Origin of the sequence: Chloracidobacterium sp., from assembly GCA_016720705.1 — a bacterium.
Taxonomy (GTDB): Bacteria; Acidobacteriota; Blastocatellia; order Pyrinomonadales; family Pyrinomonadaceae; genus OLB17.
The window spans coordinates 207513-224753 of the sequence record JADKKB010000007.1 but is presented as its reverse complement, the minus strand read 5'-3'; the positions used below and the strand labels follow the sequence as shown (position 1 = coordinate 224753).

Below are 17241 nucleotides of genomic sequence, written 5' to 3'. Positions count from 1 at the left end.
AAAAACTAGTTCCTAAAGCAAACAATAAGTTTACTTCAGGAACTTATTATTTCGAAATTTGGTTAACGGATTCGGTTATGACCTCATGACCGATGCGGTCTCGGTCAGCTTTGCGGCCTGTGACATTGACTCGATTGCTTTTAAGATCTGCGGATCCGTCTCGAGCAATACCTGAACGCCCGCCTCGGTCGAATAATTGGCCGTTGCCAATTCTTCGCGGATACGCGTGCGGCAGTAATCCAATTGGCTATTAAGATTCTCTGAGGTCAGTCCATTGGCCTTTTCATTTGAGGTGAACCCGCGAAAAGCATCAAGCAACCGGTCATTGACGGCAAATTCGCCGGCAGCAACATTAGCCCGAAAATTCTGACGTTCGGTCCGATAGGTCTCTAGCCCGCTGATCTTGCCCGCGACCAGTTGTCGCACAAAAAAGAATGCAGCCTCGTTAATACGGGCTTTTAACGGATTACCGATCGCCGCCGGAATCCGAACGTCCGGTTCGATTCCGCGTCCGCCATAGAGAACACGACCATCCGGCATATTGACCGGGCTACCCGCAGGTTTGGGGGCAACGTCAGATTGGTCCTGATCAGGTGAATCCGCCAGATGCGTGTAATAGTCGTAGATCGAGCCGCTCGAATAATCGCGTTGTAGCGAACGGCCGTACGGAGTGTAATATCGTGCCGTCGTTAGCGTTAAGCCCGTGCCGAATGGCAAGCGAAACACTCTCTGCACGAGTCCTTTCCCGAAACTGTCACTACCAATCACCAAGCCCCGCCCGTAATCCTGCACTGCTCCCGCAACGATCTCTGCCGCCGACGCAGACCCGCCATTGATCATAACGACTAGTGGCAAAGTCTCGTATCCGACATCGTAGGTCTTTAATTCTCTAGTCGCAGCACCGCGGGCGGCCTTTACTGAAACAACGGTCTTACCGCTTGGTACAAATTTACTTACGACCTGAACCGCTTGTTCGAGAATTCCGCCAGGGTTGCCTCTGAGGTCAAGGATGAGACTTTTCATTCCCTGTTTCTTTAGTTCGGCGATCGATTGCTTTAATTCCTCAGCCGTTGTTTCCTGAAAACCACCAGTCAATCCGACGTAGCCGACAGAATCGGGCAACATAAAATAGTTTCTGATCGAGGGAAGCGGAACTCCGCCGCGAACGATCTCGAGGTCGATCGGATTTGCAGATGAAACGCGTTCGATCCGAATCTTAACCGGAGTACCTTTCTCGCCTCGGACATTTTTGGAAACCTCGCCGCTCGACCACTCTTTCGCATCCTTTCCCTCGACGCTCACAAATCGGTCGCCATAGCGAAGACCGGCCTTTTCCGCCGGAGTCCCGGGGACTACGGACTGGACGTAAACGCCGTCACGATGCTGCAGGATCGAAACACCGATACCATAGAATTGCGAAGATTGTTCTTCCGAAAGTTTTCGAAATTCGTCCCGTGTAAAGTAGGATGAATGCGGATCAAGCGTCCAAAGCATTCCCTGTATTGCACCGTCTGAGATCTTGTCACTATCGATCTTCCCGGCAAAATTTGAATTTACTACATCAAACGCTTCGGAATATTCTGATGTGATACGCTCGGGCGTGATCGCCGAATCAGCAGAGGTGATCGATGGCATACGGCCGAGCAGGCCGCCGATAATCGAACCGGCCACGATCAAGATGACTGCAATTAAAGGAAATTTCTTATCCATTGTTCTGCTATCGCAAAAAAACAAATTATACCATAGCGGACACTTAGCAAATCACAACGGGTAGGTGCCTGAACCGTGAATTTACATTTAACTGTCTACCAACTAACATAAAGTCTTTATTACGATGAAGCCAGACGTATCCATAGTTGTACCCGCATTCGACGAACAAGACCGACTTGGGGCGTCAATTGAGAGAATTCTCCAATATTTGAGTGCCGACGATGCTCAGCGAACCGAGTTGATCGTCGTCGACGACGGTTCGACCGACCGAACATCCGAGATCGCAGAGTTGGCGGCGGCAAGTTTTCCATTGATCACGACGAGAGTGATACGTTATAAGGAAAACCGCGGCAAAGGCTACGCAGTTAAGACGGGACTGCTCGCGGCGAACGCGGATATCGCGGTTTTCAGTGATGCGGACCTTTCAACGCCGATCGACGAGATCGATAAACTTGTAGCACCGATTCGATCAGGCGAATGTGACGTGACGTTTGGTTCGCGTGCTATTGATCGTAGCCTTATTGGAACTCATCAGCCCTGGCGACGTGAACAGGGCGGCCGCGTAATGAATCTGATCATCAAGAAAATGTCAGGCTTGAAGTTTTTCGATACCCAATGCGGCTTTAAGGCTTTTAATATGCGGAAATTTCGTCCGCTGCTCGATTTGATGACGATCGACCGTTTTGGTTTTGACGTCGAATTTCTTTACGTCGCCCAGTATCACGGACTAAGACTAGCGGAAATACCGGTGCGTTGGAACGACGTAGCCGGTTCCAAGGTCAGTGTCTTTCGCGATACGCGGCGGATGTTCAGCGAACTCAATCAGATCCGGCGAAATGCAAAAAGGGGAGCGTATGACCTGAAATGACTGCAAAGTTAAATGTAAATATTGATCACGTCGCAACGATTCGCGAAGCCCGCAAAACCATCGAGCCCAGTGTTGTCGCTGCAGCCGTAATTTGTGAACAAGCAGGTGCAAACGGCATCACGGTTCATCTCCGTGGTGATCGCCGCCACATTCAAGGTCGCGACATTGAGCTTTTGCGCGATGTTGTAACCACCTATTTGAATCTGGAAATGACCTCCACCGATGAAATGGTCGAAATTGCAGTCCGAACTAAACCGGATGCGGTGTCGTTAGTTCCGGAAAACCCAAATGAGATCACTACCGAAGGCGGGTTAAACGTTGTAGGTAATTTCGAAGTCATCCAAAAGGCGATCAGTTCATTAAAGGCGGCAGGTATATTTGTTAGTATCTTTATCGACCCGGTTACTGAACAGATTGATGCCGCACATCGGGCAGGAGCACAGCAGGTCGAGTTGTGTACGGCGGAGTATGCGGAATTGACTTTAAGTGCCCGAGCGGTTCACGGTGAAGGTAAACTGCGTGCCGCGACCGAGATAGAACGCATCAGGCACGCATCCGAATTTGCCGAAACGCTCGGGATAATCGTCGCTGCCGGCCACGGCCTAACGTGTCGAAATATCGGCGAACTTGCCGCAATCCCGCAGATTACCGAATTTAACATTGGTCATTCCATCATTTCGCGTGCGGTATTTGTCGGCCTTGACCAGGCTGTCCGCGAAATGATCGACGCCATTCATATCGGTAGCTAGTTGTGGTTGTGAGAATCTCACTTACTGATAGATTCAACGAACTTTGTGCGAGGGCAGGGATGTGCCGTATCTGTCCCGACTTGGCTGACAAAACTGCGGTTCTGAGTGAACTCAACGGATCACTGATGCCTCGGGTACTATTTTTGGCTGAGGCTCCCGGACGGCAGGGTGCGGACCGGACGCGTCGCCCATTCTATGGCGACAAATCAGGGGCGAATCTCCAAATATTGCTGGACTCGATCGGGCTATCGCGTGACGAAATATTTATTACTAATTCCGTCTTATGTAGCCCGCGTTCGACGACCGATGCTAATCGCAAGCCGACGATAGCCGAGATCAGGAATTGTTCGTCGTTCCTTCGCCGCCAGATCGAGATCATCGATCCGTCGGTGGTGGCGACCCTCGGCAGCGTCGCTCTCGAAGCCCTAAAGGCAATTGAAAGTCACGCACTAAAGCTGAAAACGAACGCAGGCACGGTCAATGACTGGAATGGGCGTAAACTCGTACCGCTTTATCATCCGAGCCCACAAGTCATAGCGATGCAGCGTGGTTTAGGGCTGCAACTGGAGCATTTTCAGGCGCTAAGGTTGGTCGGAGAATAGCATTTGCACAAACGATTTCGTCAAACAATAGAGCAGTCTTACAATTATGGAACCGAAAGATATTAGCGACTACCAGAGTATCCAATCTGAGGGTGCAGGTTATTTCGAGCAGGAACGCGGACTAATCTGTGTTTGGGGGCGAGAATCGGTGCAGTTTCTCGATGGGCTGATCTCAAACGATATGAAAACCCTCGGGGACGGTGCACAAATGTTAGCTGCCTTTCCAAATGCCCAGGGTCGTCTGCTTGCGGTAGTCCGAGTGCTACGACAAGGTGACCGGTTCTTTTTTGAAACTGAGGCCGCCACCCGGGAAAAGGTTTTCCAGAATTTGTTTAGATTCACATTTGCCGGGGATTTCTATGTTGAGGACGTTTCGGATCAATATCGTTTCTTTGAACTTTTCGGCGATGCCTCCGAAACTGTTCGATCAAACAGCCACTTTGTGTTTGCGTCGGAAAGATCGTCGTGTCACGTTGTTGACGTTGCGACATTGGGTCAGTTCACAAATGCCTTGACGGCAATGAAGGCGGTCGAGATCTCTGCGGCATTAAATGAAACACTTAGGATTGAGAATGGAATCCCTAAATTTGGAATAGATATGGACGAAAATACGATCGTTCCGGAACTGGGACTGGATGGTCTTATTTCGTACAACAAAGGCTGCTACATCGGTCAGGAGATCATTGCAAGGATCTATTTCCGGGGTCACGTGGCCAAACGTCTCTCGGGCCTCGTTCTGGACAGTATTGCAGATGCAATATTTACGCAGGATGCCGACCTCGAACTTACATCCACTGACGGTAAGAATGCCGGTCGTATCAAATCACTGACGTATTCTCCAAAGATTGGCAAAACGATCGCTCTGGCATTTATTCGCTATGATTACCTCGAGCCGGGAACTGAACTGGTCGCCGGGGGCATCGCCGCGACCGTTACCGCTTTGCCTTTTTGATATAAGGGTCGTCTCGCCAGAGACAGAGAGTCAATAACTCCTCGTTCACTGTGGTAAAATCGTTCATATCATATATGGACGACATTGACATTGATCTGCCCAACGCAAAACTTGCGTACACCATCATTCAGTCACTTCTCGAAGGCCACGAAGCCCTCGGCGATTTACTCGTTGTGATGGCCCACGCTCTGGACGAAGATACCCTAAAAGCACTTGCAAATACCGGCGAGTGGCATAAATATCTCGAGTCAAAGCGTGCACTTGAAACAACGCACCTACAAATCGAGAAACTTACCGAAGAACTGAAAAGGCTGGAAAATGTTTGATCTTATCATTATCGGGGCCGGTCCTGCGGGCATCACTGCGGCGTACGAGGCTAAACGGAACGGACTGTCTCACCTCGTTATTGAGAAAGGCCTGATCGGTAACACGATCTATAATTATCCGGTGGGATTGACAGTATTTTCGACAACAAACGAACTCGAGATCGGCGAAGGCCGGATCGATCCCGCACGTGAAAAGCCGACCCGCGAGGAACTCCTATCGTATTACGTTCGCATCGTCTTAGACAACGAACTTAATGTTCAGACAGAGGAATCTGTAACCAAAGTGGATGTCGTCAACGATCACTTTAAGGTGTCGACCGACAAGGGCGAGTATCTCGCATGCAACGTTCTATTTGCAATTGGCTCAATGGATTACCCTCATCGTCTTAACGTAAAAGGCGAAGACCTGCCCAAAGTGCATTTGCAGTTTCGCGAAACTTATCCGTGGGTTAGAAAGCGTGCAATGATAGTCGGCGGAGGGAATTCCGCCGGAGAGGCGGCTTTGTTCCTTGCTCAGGAAGGTGCTGAAACCACGCTTGCGATCTTTCGGAAGGATTGGGAGAACACTGATCCGAAGCAAGGCTGCATCAAGTATTGGGTTAAACAGCCACTCGAGAAAGAACTTCAACATAAATGCCTTAACTTATTCTTTTTAGGTAAGGTTATCGAGATTCGCGAAGGCGAAGTGGAACTTGAATCGGAGGACGGCGAACGAGTAATTCTTCCAAACGATGTTGTCTTTGTCCTCATCGGCTCGGATGCAGATCTAACGATGCTCAGGAACCTTGGGGTCGAGACGATCTCCGGGAAATACGGCGAAGTTCCGGTATATAATGAGGAGACATTCGAGACGAATGTCCCCGGAATTTATGTTGCTGGACATTTCACCAATCAACGCCATATCAAGGGAGCGATCGACGCCGCGAAACAGTTGATACCGAAACTTGCCTCGCGAATTCAATCAGTAGCGAAATGACGATCGCACGTGCACGCGAAATCCTAAAACACCAGTTCGGTTACGATTCATTTCGGATGAATCAGGAGCCGGCGATCGAGGCTGTCCTTCGCCGCGATGATTGCGTGGTGCTGATGCCGACCGGTGGTGGTAAATCGCTCTGCTATCAGATTCCGGCGTTGATCCTCGATGGTTTGACGATTGTGATCTCGCCATTGATCGCCCTGATGAAAGATCAGGTCGACGCACTACGGAATAACGGCATCGCGGCCGCATACCTTAATTCGACGCAAACGGCCAAGGAACAGGTCGAAGTTTTCAAGGACGTCCGAAGCGGCCGTCTACGGATGCTCTACGTTGCACCGGAGCGACTACTGCAGAGCGGAGACCAGTTCATTGATTTTCTTAAGTCGATCACCGTATCGCTGTTTGCGATCGATGAGGCACACTGTATCTCTAGTTGGGGGCACGATTTCCGACCCGAGTATATGCAGCTTGGGCGGCTAAAGTCGAGCTTTCCCGATATTCCTATAATCGCTTTGACGGCCACGGCGGATAAGCTCGTCCGCCGGGATATTGTCGAGCGGCTTAATATTTTGCGGGCCGAAGTGTTTGTCTCGAGTTTTAACCGGCCCAATATTTTCTACGCGGTTGAGCCGAAACGTAATTCCTACAGCCAGCTACTGGTTTATCTCGACAAACGACGAGACGACAGCGGGATCATATATTGCCTAAGCCGGGCGTCCGTCGATGCTCTCGCTGCGGACCTGTGTGATGAGGGTTACTCGGCGTTGCCGTATCACGCCGGATTGGGAAAGGAGACTCGCGATGAGAATCAGAGCAAGTTTCTTTCTGATGAAACGAAGATAGTTGTGGCGACGATCGCCTTTGGAATGGGAATTGATAAATCGAATGTGCGTTTTGTCGTGCATATGGACCTGCCTAAGAATATCGAAAGCTATTATCAGGAAACCGGCCGTGCTGGCCGCGACGGTCTTCAGAGTGACGCTTTGCTGTTTTTCAGTTGGGGCGATGTGATCAAACTCAAGGGATTTGCGGCGGTCGAGGGCAATCCGGAACAATCTGCGATAATGCTACGAAAGCTTGATACGATGGGCAAGTTCGGCGATATCACGACGTGCCGGCGAAAATTCCTGCTCAACTATTTTTCAGAGGAAACTACGGATGTTTGCGGCAATTGCGATAATTGTAATACGACATTTGAACGGTTCGACGGTACCATCATCGCCCAGAAAGCATTGAGTGCGGTCGTTCGTACGGGGCAGCACTTTGGTGTCAGCTATTTGATCGATCTGCTGCGGGGCTCGCGGGCAAAGACGATCCGTGACGAGCATAAAAATCTGAAGACATATGGAATCGGTTCTGAAATATCAAAGGAGAATTGGTACGACTATTTCAAAGATCTGATATCTCAGGGCTATCTGTCACAGACCGAAGGTCAATATCCGGTGATCGTCCTTACCGACAAGAGCGATGCGATATTGCGCGGAAATGAAACGGTCGAGTTGATAAAGGTCAAAGCTCGCGAAGATAAGGGTTCGTCATTAGTCGGCAGCATCGAATACGAATATCTCAACGACCTTTTTGACGACCTTAAGCGTGTAAGGTCAGTGCTCGCTCGCGGCGAAAATGTGCCGCCATACGTGATCTTTTCGGACGCGACTTTGATCGAAATGGCGACATTTTTGCCGTTGAACCTGTACGATCTACGGAAAATGTCCGGCATTGGCGATCTCAAGCTTGCCAAATACGGCAATGACTTTCTACACGAGATCAGAGACTACTGTCGTCGAAATGCTTTCGAAACACGGATCGATCTTAAATCACCGAAGCGTGAACGCCGGCAACGGACGAAGCGAGGGTCGCGTGGAGACGATACGTATACGGTGTCGCTGAAAACATTCCAACGATGCGGTTCCATTAAGGAAACCGCCGTTGCCCGGGGCCTCGCCATCAGTACGATCGAAGGACACCTGGTTCGTTTTATCGAAACCGGCGACATCAAGATCGAGGAGTTGGTCGTTGCGAATAAGATCGATACGATCTGCAAAGCACTTATCGAAACCTCGTCAAATGGCGCGATCGGTCCGGCAAAACAGTTGTTGGGCGATGACTACTCTTATGCTGAGATCCGAGCGGTGGCGGCCGAGCTTTGCCGGAAAAAATAAGAACGGCGAAGACTCTTTCGGAGCCTTCGCCGCAAATTGTGACAGCAGAGATTTCTATTGCTTATCCGCTTTGGTTGCCCTTACCATAACGCGTTGATTTTGGAATTTCTCTGCGATATTTGCCGGATTGATCTCATAGCTTGTTACGCCAAACGTTTCATCAGCATTTCCGCCGACCGTCTGCGTCCACTTGTAAGGCAATTGAACTCCGCCGACTGAGCGATAGTCTGAGAACTTAACACTATAATCAGCCATCGCCGTATCCGGGCCTTCCATTCGCCGTGTAAACACCATTGTGTCTTTTGGTGCCTCGCCGGAGTTTCGGGCTTCGGTTCTAAATTTCATCACCTGCGGCATTTGGTGTCCCGTGTAGTTCATCATCACCGGCAGGTTCGAGGATTTGCTGAGGAATATCTTGAACGAGGTGCCGCCAAATTCGGCTATGACAATGTTGCACGCCGTGCCGTCAAGGTCTGACTCGCCTCCGAAGGTATAGTTGACGTCCATACCCTGCGGCGCAGTCATAAGCAGGCTGAGCGTCAGACGCAGCATCTCATTTTGTCGCATCCCACCGTGGAGTCCGCCATTGGTCTCTCTGTCGAACACAACGCTTTTACCATCGCCGACCCAATTGATGTTTTCTCCGGCGTCGGCACGCCGAACGATTATCGCCTTGCCGTCCGTTGTGGGGAATTCCGCAGTTCCACTTTCCTTCGCGATCGCGATCTTCTTACCGGCCTCGGTTCCATTGATCTCCTCGACGGTGCCGTCCGGCTTTTTAATAATGATCCGTCTGAAGTTGTCGCCGGTATCTCCGCCGTCCATTGCGACGACCTTATCTGCCTCGGCACCCGTCAATTCCTCGACCGTTCCATCATCTTTCTTGATAATTATTTGCCGTTCGCCGCCGGTACCATTTGCATCAACGGTAACGTTTATTTTATCTTTCGAACCGCTGACCACCACGACATCGAGTTGTTTCGTCATTTGAACTTCGCCGACCGTATTGCCGTCGTGCTTGCCGAGCTTCATCATTCTCATGAGCTTATCCGGCAATTGCAATGCGATCTCGGACTCGCCTTCTTCGCTCCGGGCAAAGCCATCGACGCTGAATGTCTTTGTCGTTTTGCCTACGATCAGCATACTTTGCACGGCGGTGATGGCATTTTCGCCGCCGATGGCGATCCGGGCCTTTCGAACCAACTCAAGAGCTTTCTCGTCCGACTTGAATTTTGCACCAACCTTTTCGATCAATACCCCTAATCCCACAAAAAATACTGAAACACATAAGATCGTGATGATAAACCTTTTCATAACTTGCCTCCAGAACCGTTGAGTATAGGCGAACGAAATCAAACCGAATAATACTTCATTTTGGAGAAAGCACGTAATTGCGTCTTCGATGCTCGTTCGACATTTTGAATCATATCGATATCGCTGGCTCGGGTGATTAAGACAAAGCAAAGAAATTGTTAAGGATGTAAAATGAGCGTAAAGTGTATTGTTTGTGAATTGCCGTTAGTTGCATAATGCCCTTAGGGTTTGTAGGCCGTGATTTGCCGCCGTCATCGCATCCCAGATCAATATGAAGCGTTCTTGGAGCAATCTGGTTCTTTTTGTGTGCCTCACCGGCCTATTGGTGGTGATCGGCGGATTGCAGTATCGATGGTTGAGCCGGATAAATGAATCAGATGGCGAAAAAGCTCGGAAACGCGTTTCTGAACAGGCCGAACGATTCGCGGCTGACTTTAATCGTGAGATACAGGGCTCTTATTTTAATTTTCAGACCGACGCCGCGACTTGGCGAACGGGCGATTGGGCTCAGTTCAATGAGCGCTACGACTTTTGGCGCGAAAAGGCTTCGTACCCCGACCTGATCCGGGATTTTTATTTCTTTGCTAACAATGAGCAGGATGCGCCCATTCGTTATGATCGGCAGTCGCGTTCCTTCGTTCCGGCGGAACTTACCGATGAACTCCGGAAGTTACGGGCAGAGTTTGGCGACGATTCTAATTTCAAACCTGTTCTCAGCGATGTATTTTCATTCGTTTTGCCCATCCACGACGTCGGTCCGACGTCGGAACGGATAATGATTCGCACGACGGGCCCGGCGGCTAAGCCTGCAATGAAGATGACGCCGAAATTCGGATATCTATTGATCAGGCTTGATCCGTCGACGGTTAAGGAAAAACTGCTTACTGATCTGGCCGCTAAGTATTTCGGCGATGGTGAGTTTAACGCTGCCGTGGTCGATGCGTCTGGAAACAATGTCTTTCGAAGCCTAAACGGGGATGCCGTCGATGCTGAGGTGCCGCTGATCGACCTTTCGCCCAAGAATTTTATCTTTTTTGCCAATCGCGACCTTGCTCGGTCTATTGAGGCTGAAAAGCGGCCGAACGTTGTGATGAGTTCAAGGATAGAGACCCATTCGATGACTCAGGAGCCGCAGTCAATGTCCGGCGATCGTTCGATCAAGATCGAGGTTAATCAGGATGCCGAGCGCAGCACATCAATTTTTACCGCAACGGCCTCAGCACAAGATCCCGCGGCCGGGCCGTGGCGTCTCCGTGTTCAACATTCGTCGGGTTCGCTCGCAACATTTCTGACCGATACTTTTCGACGAAATATGGCCGTTGGATTTGGCTTATTATTCCTGCTTGCCGCGGCCGTGATCGCCATTATTGTTTCGGCGTGGCGTGCCAAACTGCTGGCACAACGTCAAGTCGAGTTTGTTTCCAGCGTTTCACACGAATTTCGAACTCCGTTGGCGGTCATATCTTCGGCGGGCGAGAATCTGGCTGATGGCGTGACCAACGATTCGGAGCAAGTGTCACGGTACGGTTATCTTATCAAGTCCGAGAGCCGAAAACTATCGACAATGGTCGAACAGATACTGGAGTTTGCCGGTGCGAACTCAGGGCGTCAAAAATACAATTTCACGGACGTGTCTATTGACAATTTGATAGCCGAAGCTATCGCCGAATGTCAGCCGATGCTCGACGAACAGGGAATCGCGGTATGGGCGGATGTCGCCACATCGCTGCCCTCCGTGATGGGCGACACGAATGCACTTGCCGGAGCAATTCAAAATCTGATCGTAAACGCGGTCAAGTACGGCAACAGAGAACGGTGGGTCGGGGTCTCTGCCGAAAGCGTCGGCGGAATGGTTAGGATCTCAATCGAGGATAAAGGGCTAGGGATGTCGAAATCCGATCTGCGGCAGGCGTTCCAACCATTTTTCAGGTCGAGACAGGTCGTAGACGCACAGATCCACGGAAACGGCCTTGGGCTCAGTTTGGTAAAGCAGATAGCCGAGGCACACGGCGGACGCGTTGCGGCAACCAGCGAATTAGGAAAGGGAAGCAGGTTTACGATCGAATTACCGTTTTCCTAAGTTTCGGACGTGATCATCAAGTGCAGAAGTATTGCATCATTTATGAAGATACTCCTTGTCGAAGACGAACCCGGATTGATTTTGACGCTCACTGACCGATTGGTGAGCGAGGGGTTTGACGTCACTTCGGCCGCCGACGGCAAGGCCGGATTTGAAACCGCAATTGCCGGAAAATTCGACCTGATGATCCTCGACGTAATGTTGCCGAAGAAAAATGGGTACGACGTCGCCCGCGACCTTCGGCAAAAGGGCGTGGAAACTCCTATCCTGATGCTCACGGCTAAAGGCGAGACCATCGATAAAGTACTCGGGCTCAAGCTCGGAGCCGATGATTACTTGACCAAACCTTTCGAGGTGATCGAGTTGCTGGCGCGAATTGAGGCTCTTTTACGAAGGTCACCCAATCAGACAAACGGCACGACCGCAGACGTATTTCGTTTCGGTACGGTTACGATCGATTTTAAGCGTGCCGAGGTGTCGAAGGGCAAAGCTCGGGTTGACCTGTCCGCGATGGAATTCAAACTACTGCATTATTTGATCGAAAATCGTGGTAACGTTCATTCGCGAGATCATCTCCTGGACGCGGTATGGGGCTACGACGCGATGCCGACCACCCGCACGGTCGACGTTCATATAGCCTGGCTACGTCAAAAACTAGAGGAAAACCCGCGCCACCCGCACTATATCCAGACAGTTCACGGTCTCGGCTATAAGTTCGCGGCGTGAGGTATCACGTACAGGATGACCGCCGCAAAATGGATGATGCTGCCCGCGAGTATGAAGATGTGGAATATGGCGTGGTGATGCTTGATACTCTTCCAAGGGAAAAAGATAACACCAAGCGAGTAAGCAACGCCGCCAGCAATGGTTAAAACGACAGGCATTACCCCCAGAATCTGCCATAGTGGCTGCACTGCAAAGACTCCGAGCCAACCCATAGCCAAGTAGGATATTACGTTCAAAGCCGGCCAACGGTCACGGATGATTAGCTTGATCACAATTCCGATCACGGCAAAGGCCCAAACCGCCAGGAAAAGATTTCGCCCAAAATCATCAACGGCGATCACAAGTCCAAACGGCGTATAGCTTCCTGCGATAAGCAAGTAAATACAGCAATGGTCAACGATCTGCAGATTTTTTTTAGCGCGGTATGAGGTTACGCTATGATAAACGGTTGAGGCACCATAGAGGACGACCAGTGATATGCCGTAAACAACGCTTCCGAAAATTACGATCGGATCTCCGTGGATCCAAGAGAGTGCCACTAGAGCGAAAAAACCCAGCAGACTCAACAAAAAGCCGACTCCGTGAGTCAGCGTGTTCGCAAACTCTTCGACCGGAAGTTGGAAAAGATGGGTTTTAATTCGCTTCGTCATCCTACTTCAAAGATGATATCAGACAATTACTCGTTTGAATGTAAGACTTTTGTCGCGGCGGACTAAAATTCGGAGTCTGCTGCCGATCGGTGCCGCCGTGCTACACCGGTGCGATACGCGGCTTCCTCTACACGTGCCGCTACCGCCTCGCCAACGCGACGGTCAAACACAGACGGAATAATATAGTCCGGATGCAATTCATCTGGCCCGATGATCTCCGCGATGGCGTGTGCTGCCGCTAGTTTCATATCTTCGTTGATGCGCGATGCACGGCAATTCAACGCCCCGCGAAAGATGCCCGGAAAACACAGAACATTGTTGATCTGATTCGGATAATCCGAACGGCCGGTTGCCATTACGGCGACAAGCCCTACGGCATCTTCCGGCATTATTTCGGGGGTCGGATTGGCCATCGCAAAAACGATCGGGTCCTTGGCCATCTCGGCCAGATCGCTCTCGTCAATGACGCCTGGGGCCGACAGTCCTAAAAAGACGTCTGCACCTTTGATCACTTCGTGGATCGTACCTTTCTCATTTTCCGGATTAGTATTTCGGGCATACCAGTCCTTAACCCAATTCATATTTTCTTTTCGACCATTGTAAATGGCTCCGGTCGTGTCACAGCCAATTATATTCTTGACACCGGCCGCCATCACGATCTTAGAGCACGCGACGCCAGCGGCGCCGATTCCATTAACGACGACCTTGACGTCTTCCATCTTTTTGCCCACGATCTTTAATGCATTTATGAGAGCGGCAAGCACGACGACAGCAGTCCCGTGCTGGTCGTCGTGAAAGACCGGAATATCCAACTCCTCTTTAAGGCGATCCTCGATCTCAAAGCACCTTGGGGCTGAAATGTCCTCCAGGTTTATTCCGCCAAATGCAACAGAGATATTCTTGATGGTCTCGATGATCTCGTGAGGGTCTTTCGTATTCAAGCAGATCGGGAACGCATCGACGCCGCCAAACTCCTTAAAGAGCTGGCATTTGCCTTCCATTACAGGCATTGCGGCAGCCGGCCCAATGTCGCCGAGGCCGAGTACGGCAGTGCCGTCCGAAACAACCGCGACCGTATTCTTTTTGATCGTGAGATTGTAGACCTTTTCCGGATCCTTTTCGATCGCCTGGCATACGCGGGCAACGCCGGGCGTATAGGCCATCGAGAGGTCGGAACGCGTCTTTAACTGCATCTTAGATGTGATCTCGATCTTGCCGCCAAGATGCATAAGGAACGTACGGTCAGATACGTGAACGACCTCGACGCCGTCGATAACGCGGGCCGAATCAACTATTTCGTTAGAATGTGCTTCGCTTGCGGCATTTACAGTGATATCCCGGATCAAGAAGTCCTTTCCGACGCTGACAATGTCGATGCCCTCGATATCTCCGCCGGCGTGTCCGATAGCGGTAGTTATCTCGCCGAGCTTTCCCGGACGGTTTTGGATGCGAACTCGGAGGGTAAGACTGTAACTTGCGTTTGGTGTTGGTGTGTGGCTCATATGATGCGTTTGGGTCTCCGTTCCAAAGTGAAACGGAAACGTTAGACTGCGAATTGAAAAGTATGACGAAAAACTCGTTCGAGGGCAAACTAGCGGTGGGCAATGAAAGGGTTGGGGACGGGATAATTGTGCTTGCTAAGTGATCGGCCTGATATGGGTCCGGTAAATGCCTAATATCTCGACGTGGTCTGCCGGCCGGCGTATACTCTCGTCCTCCCCACCAAACCCTGCTGAACGAAGTTCGATGTCCGAGCCCTTTCGATAGTATTTGCGAAGGAAGGTCGTAGTGCCGTCCACAACTGCGACTACGATAGTTCCGTCGCGAACGAATTTACGAAGTTCGATCAGAGCAATATCGTCTTCCTTAATACCGGAAGCCTCAAGTGAGCGGTCAAGGACACGATATGCCCGTATACGCGATGCCGTTTGATATCCGAGCATAAACTCCGGCAAGACCACAGGCCGCTTTTCCCACGGTTCACGATGACCTTCGAAGGGTGCCTCCAACCAATCGATCTGGACTCCTCCTGACGGGACTTGGTTACGATCTGACGCTCCGACCTCGATCGAAAAATGGCCGTCCGACCGTTCACGGGATAGAAGCCCCTGGGATTCAAGTTCGGATATTATTCGGACGATTCCGGACCGCGATCTCAAGCCGAAATTTCGTGCGATCAAGGCATATGATGGCCGATAACCGTGCGAATCAATAAATCCTTTGATGAAGTCGAGGACCTCCCGCTGTCGACGCGTCCGAGCCTGCATACCGTGAATTGTAACATCGACGATGCGACATTTATTATCGGAAGGCACTGCTCCCAAACAAAAGCTGACTCGTGAATGTTATAATCAGCATTCGGACGGAGGTTTTTGACGATATTAATATAGTTCACGGCTTTACTCGCGGCCTCAAGCATAATCAATTAAAACGTATCGAAAAGCTCGGTACCCGTCGGATCGCGCCTGATGCGATCGTTTCACCCGAACTCGCGCGGCAAATGTCGGAGATATCGCACGAAACCGGTCGGCAGGTTGGAGTTCTCATCAATCGAAAAGGACAGATCGAATATGTAATGGTTGGTACTGCAAAGGGGATCGAATTACCTGATTTTGGACGTGCCCGAGTGTCGGAAGACCGTTTCCGAGGTCTGCGATGCGTACATACACATTTGCTTGGCGAAAAACTTACGCAGGACGATCTCACAGACTTGGCACTTCTACGGTTAGATCTGATGTCGATAATCCAGGTCGAACGAAAGGGCGGACTGCCTGGTTTGGTCTACTCGGCTCACCTTGTGCCGACGAACGCTGAGAATCTTGAGGCTGAGGCTCAATCGCTACCTTACGAATTTCTCGAACCGAATATCCCGTCACTACTCGATACGGATTTCATCTCTCTGATCAACTCACTCGAGGATGAAATGGCCCGAATACGGTTAACCGCGCGGACACGCCAAACTGGCCGCGATCGAGCGATCCTTGTTGGGGTGACTACCGGAGACGTCGAATTAGCGGAGGAGTCGATCGCCGAATTGAATGAACTTGCCGCTTCCGCCGATGTCGTGATCCTCGATACGATCATTCAGCGCCGCCCGCGGATCGACCCGAAAACCGTTCTCGGAAAAGGCAAGTTGGACGAACTTCTGATTCGATCGATGCGACTCGGGGCAGATATTTTGGTTTTTGACACCGAGCTTTCACCGGCACAGGTACGTAGCCTGAGTGATGCAACCGAATTGAAGGTAATAGACCGACCACAGCTAATTTTGGACATTTTTGCGCAGCGTGCACAGAGTCGTGAGGGCAAGCTACAGGTGGAATTGGCGCAGTTGAAATACCTTCTGCCTCGGTTGGTCATCGGGCAAAACTCGGCATTTTCGAGGTTAGCGGGCGGTATCGGCGGCCGCGGACCGGGCGAGACTAAGCTCGAAACTGACCGAAGGCGTGTTCGCGACCGTATCGCTCAATTGGAAAGACAGGTTGATAACCTCGGCCATCAGCGGCAAGAAAGACGTAAAAGGCGGGTACAGAAACATCTGCCGATCATCTCGCTCGTGGGATATACTAACGCAGGTAAATCGACGTTGCTCAACAGCCTGACCCAGAGCTCCGTATTTGCTGAACAAAAGATGTTCGCGACACTTGATCCGACATCAAGACGCCTGAGGCTTCCTTATGATCAGGAAGTTATCATAAATGATACCGTCGGTTTTATTCGGGATCTGCCCGAGGCATTGGTCTCAGCGTTTCGGGCAACGCTCGAAGAGATTTCGGACAGCGATCTATTGATACACGTGGTCGACGCGTCAAATCCGAGAGTACGTCAGCAGATCGATTCAGTCGGAAAGATACTGAACGATCTCGACTACAACGAGATACCACAACTTATCGTCTCGAATAAGTCAGATCTGCTGCCGGAGCAAGAGATCGAACGACTGGCAAGACAGATCGAACTTGAAAGTGGTAAACATAGCGTGGCAATTTCAGCTATTCGTCGTGAAACATTGCGGCCAATGGTCGAGGCCATCGGTGACATAATTTCGGTACCGCGGCCCCAATACGGTGAACCGGTTAGTGAGGAATCCGGCATTCCGGAACCGATCGGGGTCGAAGCATAG

General features: G+C 50.8%; 15 protein-coding genes. 10 read left to right on the top strand and 5 right to left on the bottom strand.

Going from position 1 to position 17241, the window contains the following annotated elements; all coding sequences use genetic code 11:
* Positions 1-75: 75 nt before the first annotated feature.
* Positions 76-1710 carry a S41 family peptidase gene (locus IPQ00_08195; GenBank protein ID MBL0240540.1) on the bottom strand — a complete coding sequence of 545 codons (1635 nt, stop codon included), beginning with the start codon at positions 1708-1710 and terminating at the stop codon, positions 76-78.
* Between the two features lie 124 nt (positions 1711-1834).
* On the opposite strand from IPQ00_08195, the gene IPQ00_08190 reads away from it, so the two are divergent.
* The 7 genes from IPQ00_08190 (at position 1835) to recQ (ending at position 8351) form a co-directional block, all read left to right on the top strand.
* A complete protein-coding gene (locus IPQ00_08190) occupies positions 1835-2578 on the top strand; it encodes a glycosyltransferase family 2 protein (protein ID MBL0240539.1) in 744 nt (247 codons plus the stop codon).
* Entirely contained in the window at positions 2575-3327 is a 753-nt protein-coding gene (locus IPQ00_08185) for a pyridoxine 5'-phosphate synthase (protein MBL0240538.1), read from the top strand. The genes IPQ00_08190 and IPQ00_08185 overlap by 4 nt, the downstream gene beginning before the upstream one ends.
* 8 nt (positions 3328-3335) lie before the next feature.
* A complete protein-coding gene (locus IPQ00_08180; protein ID MBL0240537.1) occupies positions 3336-3929 on the top strand; it encodes a uracil-DNA glycosylase in 594 nt (197 codons plus the stop codon).
* A gap of 46 nt (positions 3930-3975) precedes the next feature.
* Positions 3976-4881, top strand: coding sequence for a hypothetical protein (locus tag IPQ00_08175; GenBank protein MBL0240536.1), 906 nt, complete (start codon positions 3976-3978; stop codon positions 4879-4881).
* 74 nt (positions 4882-4955) lie between these two features.
* Positions 4956-5207: a hypothetical protein gene (locus IPQ00_08170; protein ID MBL0240535.1), complete on the top strand. Its 252-nt coding sequence runs from the start codon at positions 4956-4958 to the stop codon at positions 5205-5207.
* Entirely contained in the window at positions 5200-6183 is a 984-nt protein-coding gene (locus IPQ00_08165) for an NAD(P)-binding domain-containing protein (GenBank protein MBL0240534.1), read from the top strand. Before IPQ00_08170 ends, IPQ00_08165 begins: the two co-directional genes overlap by 8 nt.
* On the top strand, positions 6180-8351 hold the full coding sequence (gene recQ, locus IPQ00_08160; protein ID MBL0240533.1) for a DNA helicase RecQ: 2172 nt from the start codon (positions 6180-6182) through the stop codon (positions 8349-8351). The genes IPQ00_08165 and recQ overlap by 4 nt, the downstream gene beginning before the upstream one ends.
* 54 nt (positions 8352-8405) lie before the next feature.
* On the opposite strand, the gene IPQ00_08155 is transcribed toward recQ, so the two are convergent.
* Positions 8406-9665, bottom strand: a complete 1260-nt coding sequence (locus IPQ00_08155; protein MBL0240532.1) for a hypothetical protein — start codon at positions 9663-9665, stop codon at positions 8406-8408.
* Positions 9666-9936: 271 nt separating this feature from the next.
* Between IPQ00_08155 and IPQ00_08150 the strand changes: the two genes are divergently transcribed.
* Both IPQ00_08150 and IPQ00_08145 read left to right on the top strand, forming a co-directional pair.
* The gene (locus tag IPQ00_08150; protein ID MBL0240531.1) at positions 9937-11745 is read left to right on the top strand and encodes a HAMP domain-containing histidine kinase; all 1809 of its coding nucleotides are present in this window, start codon (positions 9937-9939) and stop codon (positions 11743-11745) included.
* A 42-nt stretch (positions 11746-11787) separates the two neighbouring features.
* A complete protein-coding gene (locus IPQ00_08145) occupies positions 11788-12471 on the top strand; it encodes a response regulator transcription factor (GenBank protein ID MBL0240530.1) in 684 nt (227 codons plus the stop codon).
* Here the strand turns inward: IPQ00_08145 and IPQ00_08140 are convergent.
* From IPQ00_08140 to IPQ00_08130, 3 genes are all read right to left on the bottom strand, one after another.
* Positions 12453-13121 carry a hemolysin III family protein gene (locus IPQ00_08140; protein ID MBL0240529.1) on the bottom strand — a complete coding sequence of 223 codons (669 nt, stop codon included), beginning with the start codon at positions 13119-13121 and terminating at the stop codon, positions 12453-12455. The two genes, IPQ00_08145 and IPQ00_08140, sit on opposite strands and share 19 nt — an antisense overlap.
* Positions 13122-13183: 62 nt before the next feature.
* Positions 13184-14623 (bottom strand): NAD-dependent malic enzyme, encoded by a 1440-nt coding sequence (locus IPQ00_08135; GenBank protein MBL0240528.1) that lies wholly within the window; start codon positions 14621-14623, stop codon positions 13184-13186.
* A gap of 135 nt (positions 14624-14758) precedes the next feature.
* Entirely contained in the window at positions 14759-15388 is a 630-nt protein-coding gene (locus IPQ00_08130; GenBank protein MBL0240527.1) for a hypothetical protein, read from the bottom strand.
* A 113-nt stretch (positions 15389-15501) separates the two neighbouring features.
* Here IPQ00_08130 and hflX point away from each other — a divergent pair, with 113 nt between their 5' ends.
* The gene (gene hflX / locus IPQ00_08125) at positions 15502-17241 is read left to right on the top strand and encodes a GTPase HflX (GenBank protein ID MBL0240526.1); all 1740 of its coding nucleotides are present in this window, start codon (positions 15502-15504) and stop codon (positions 17239-17241) included.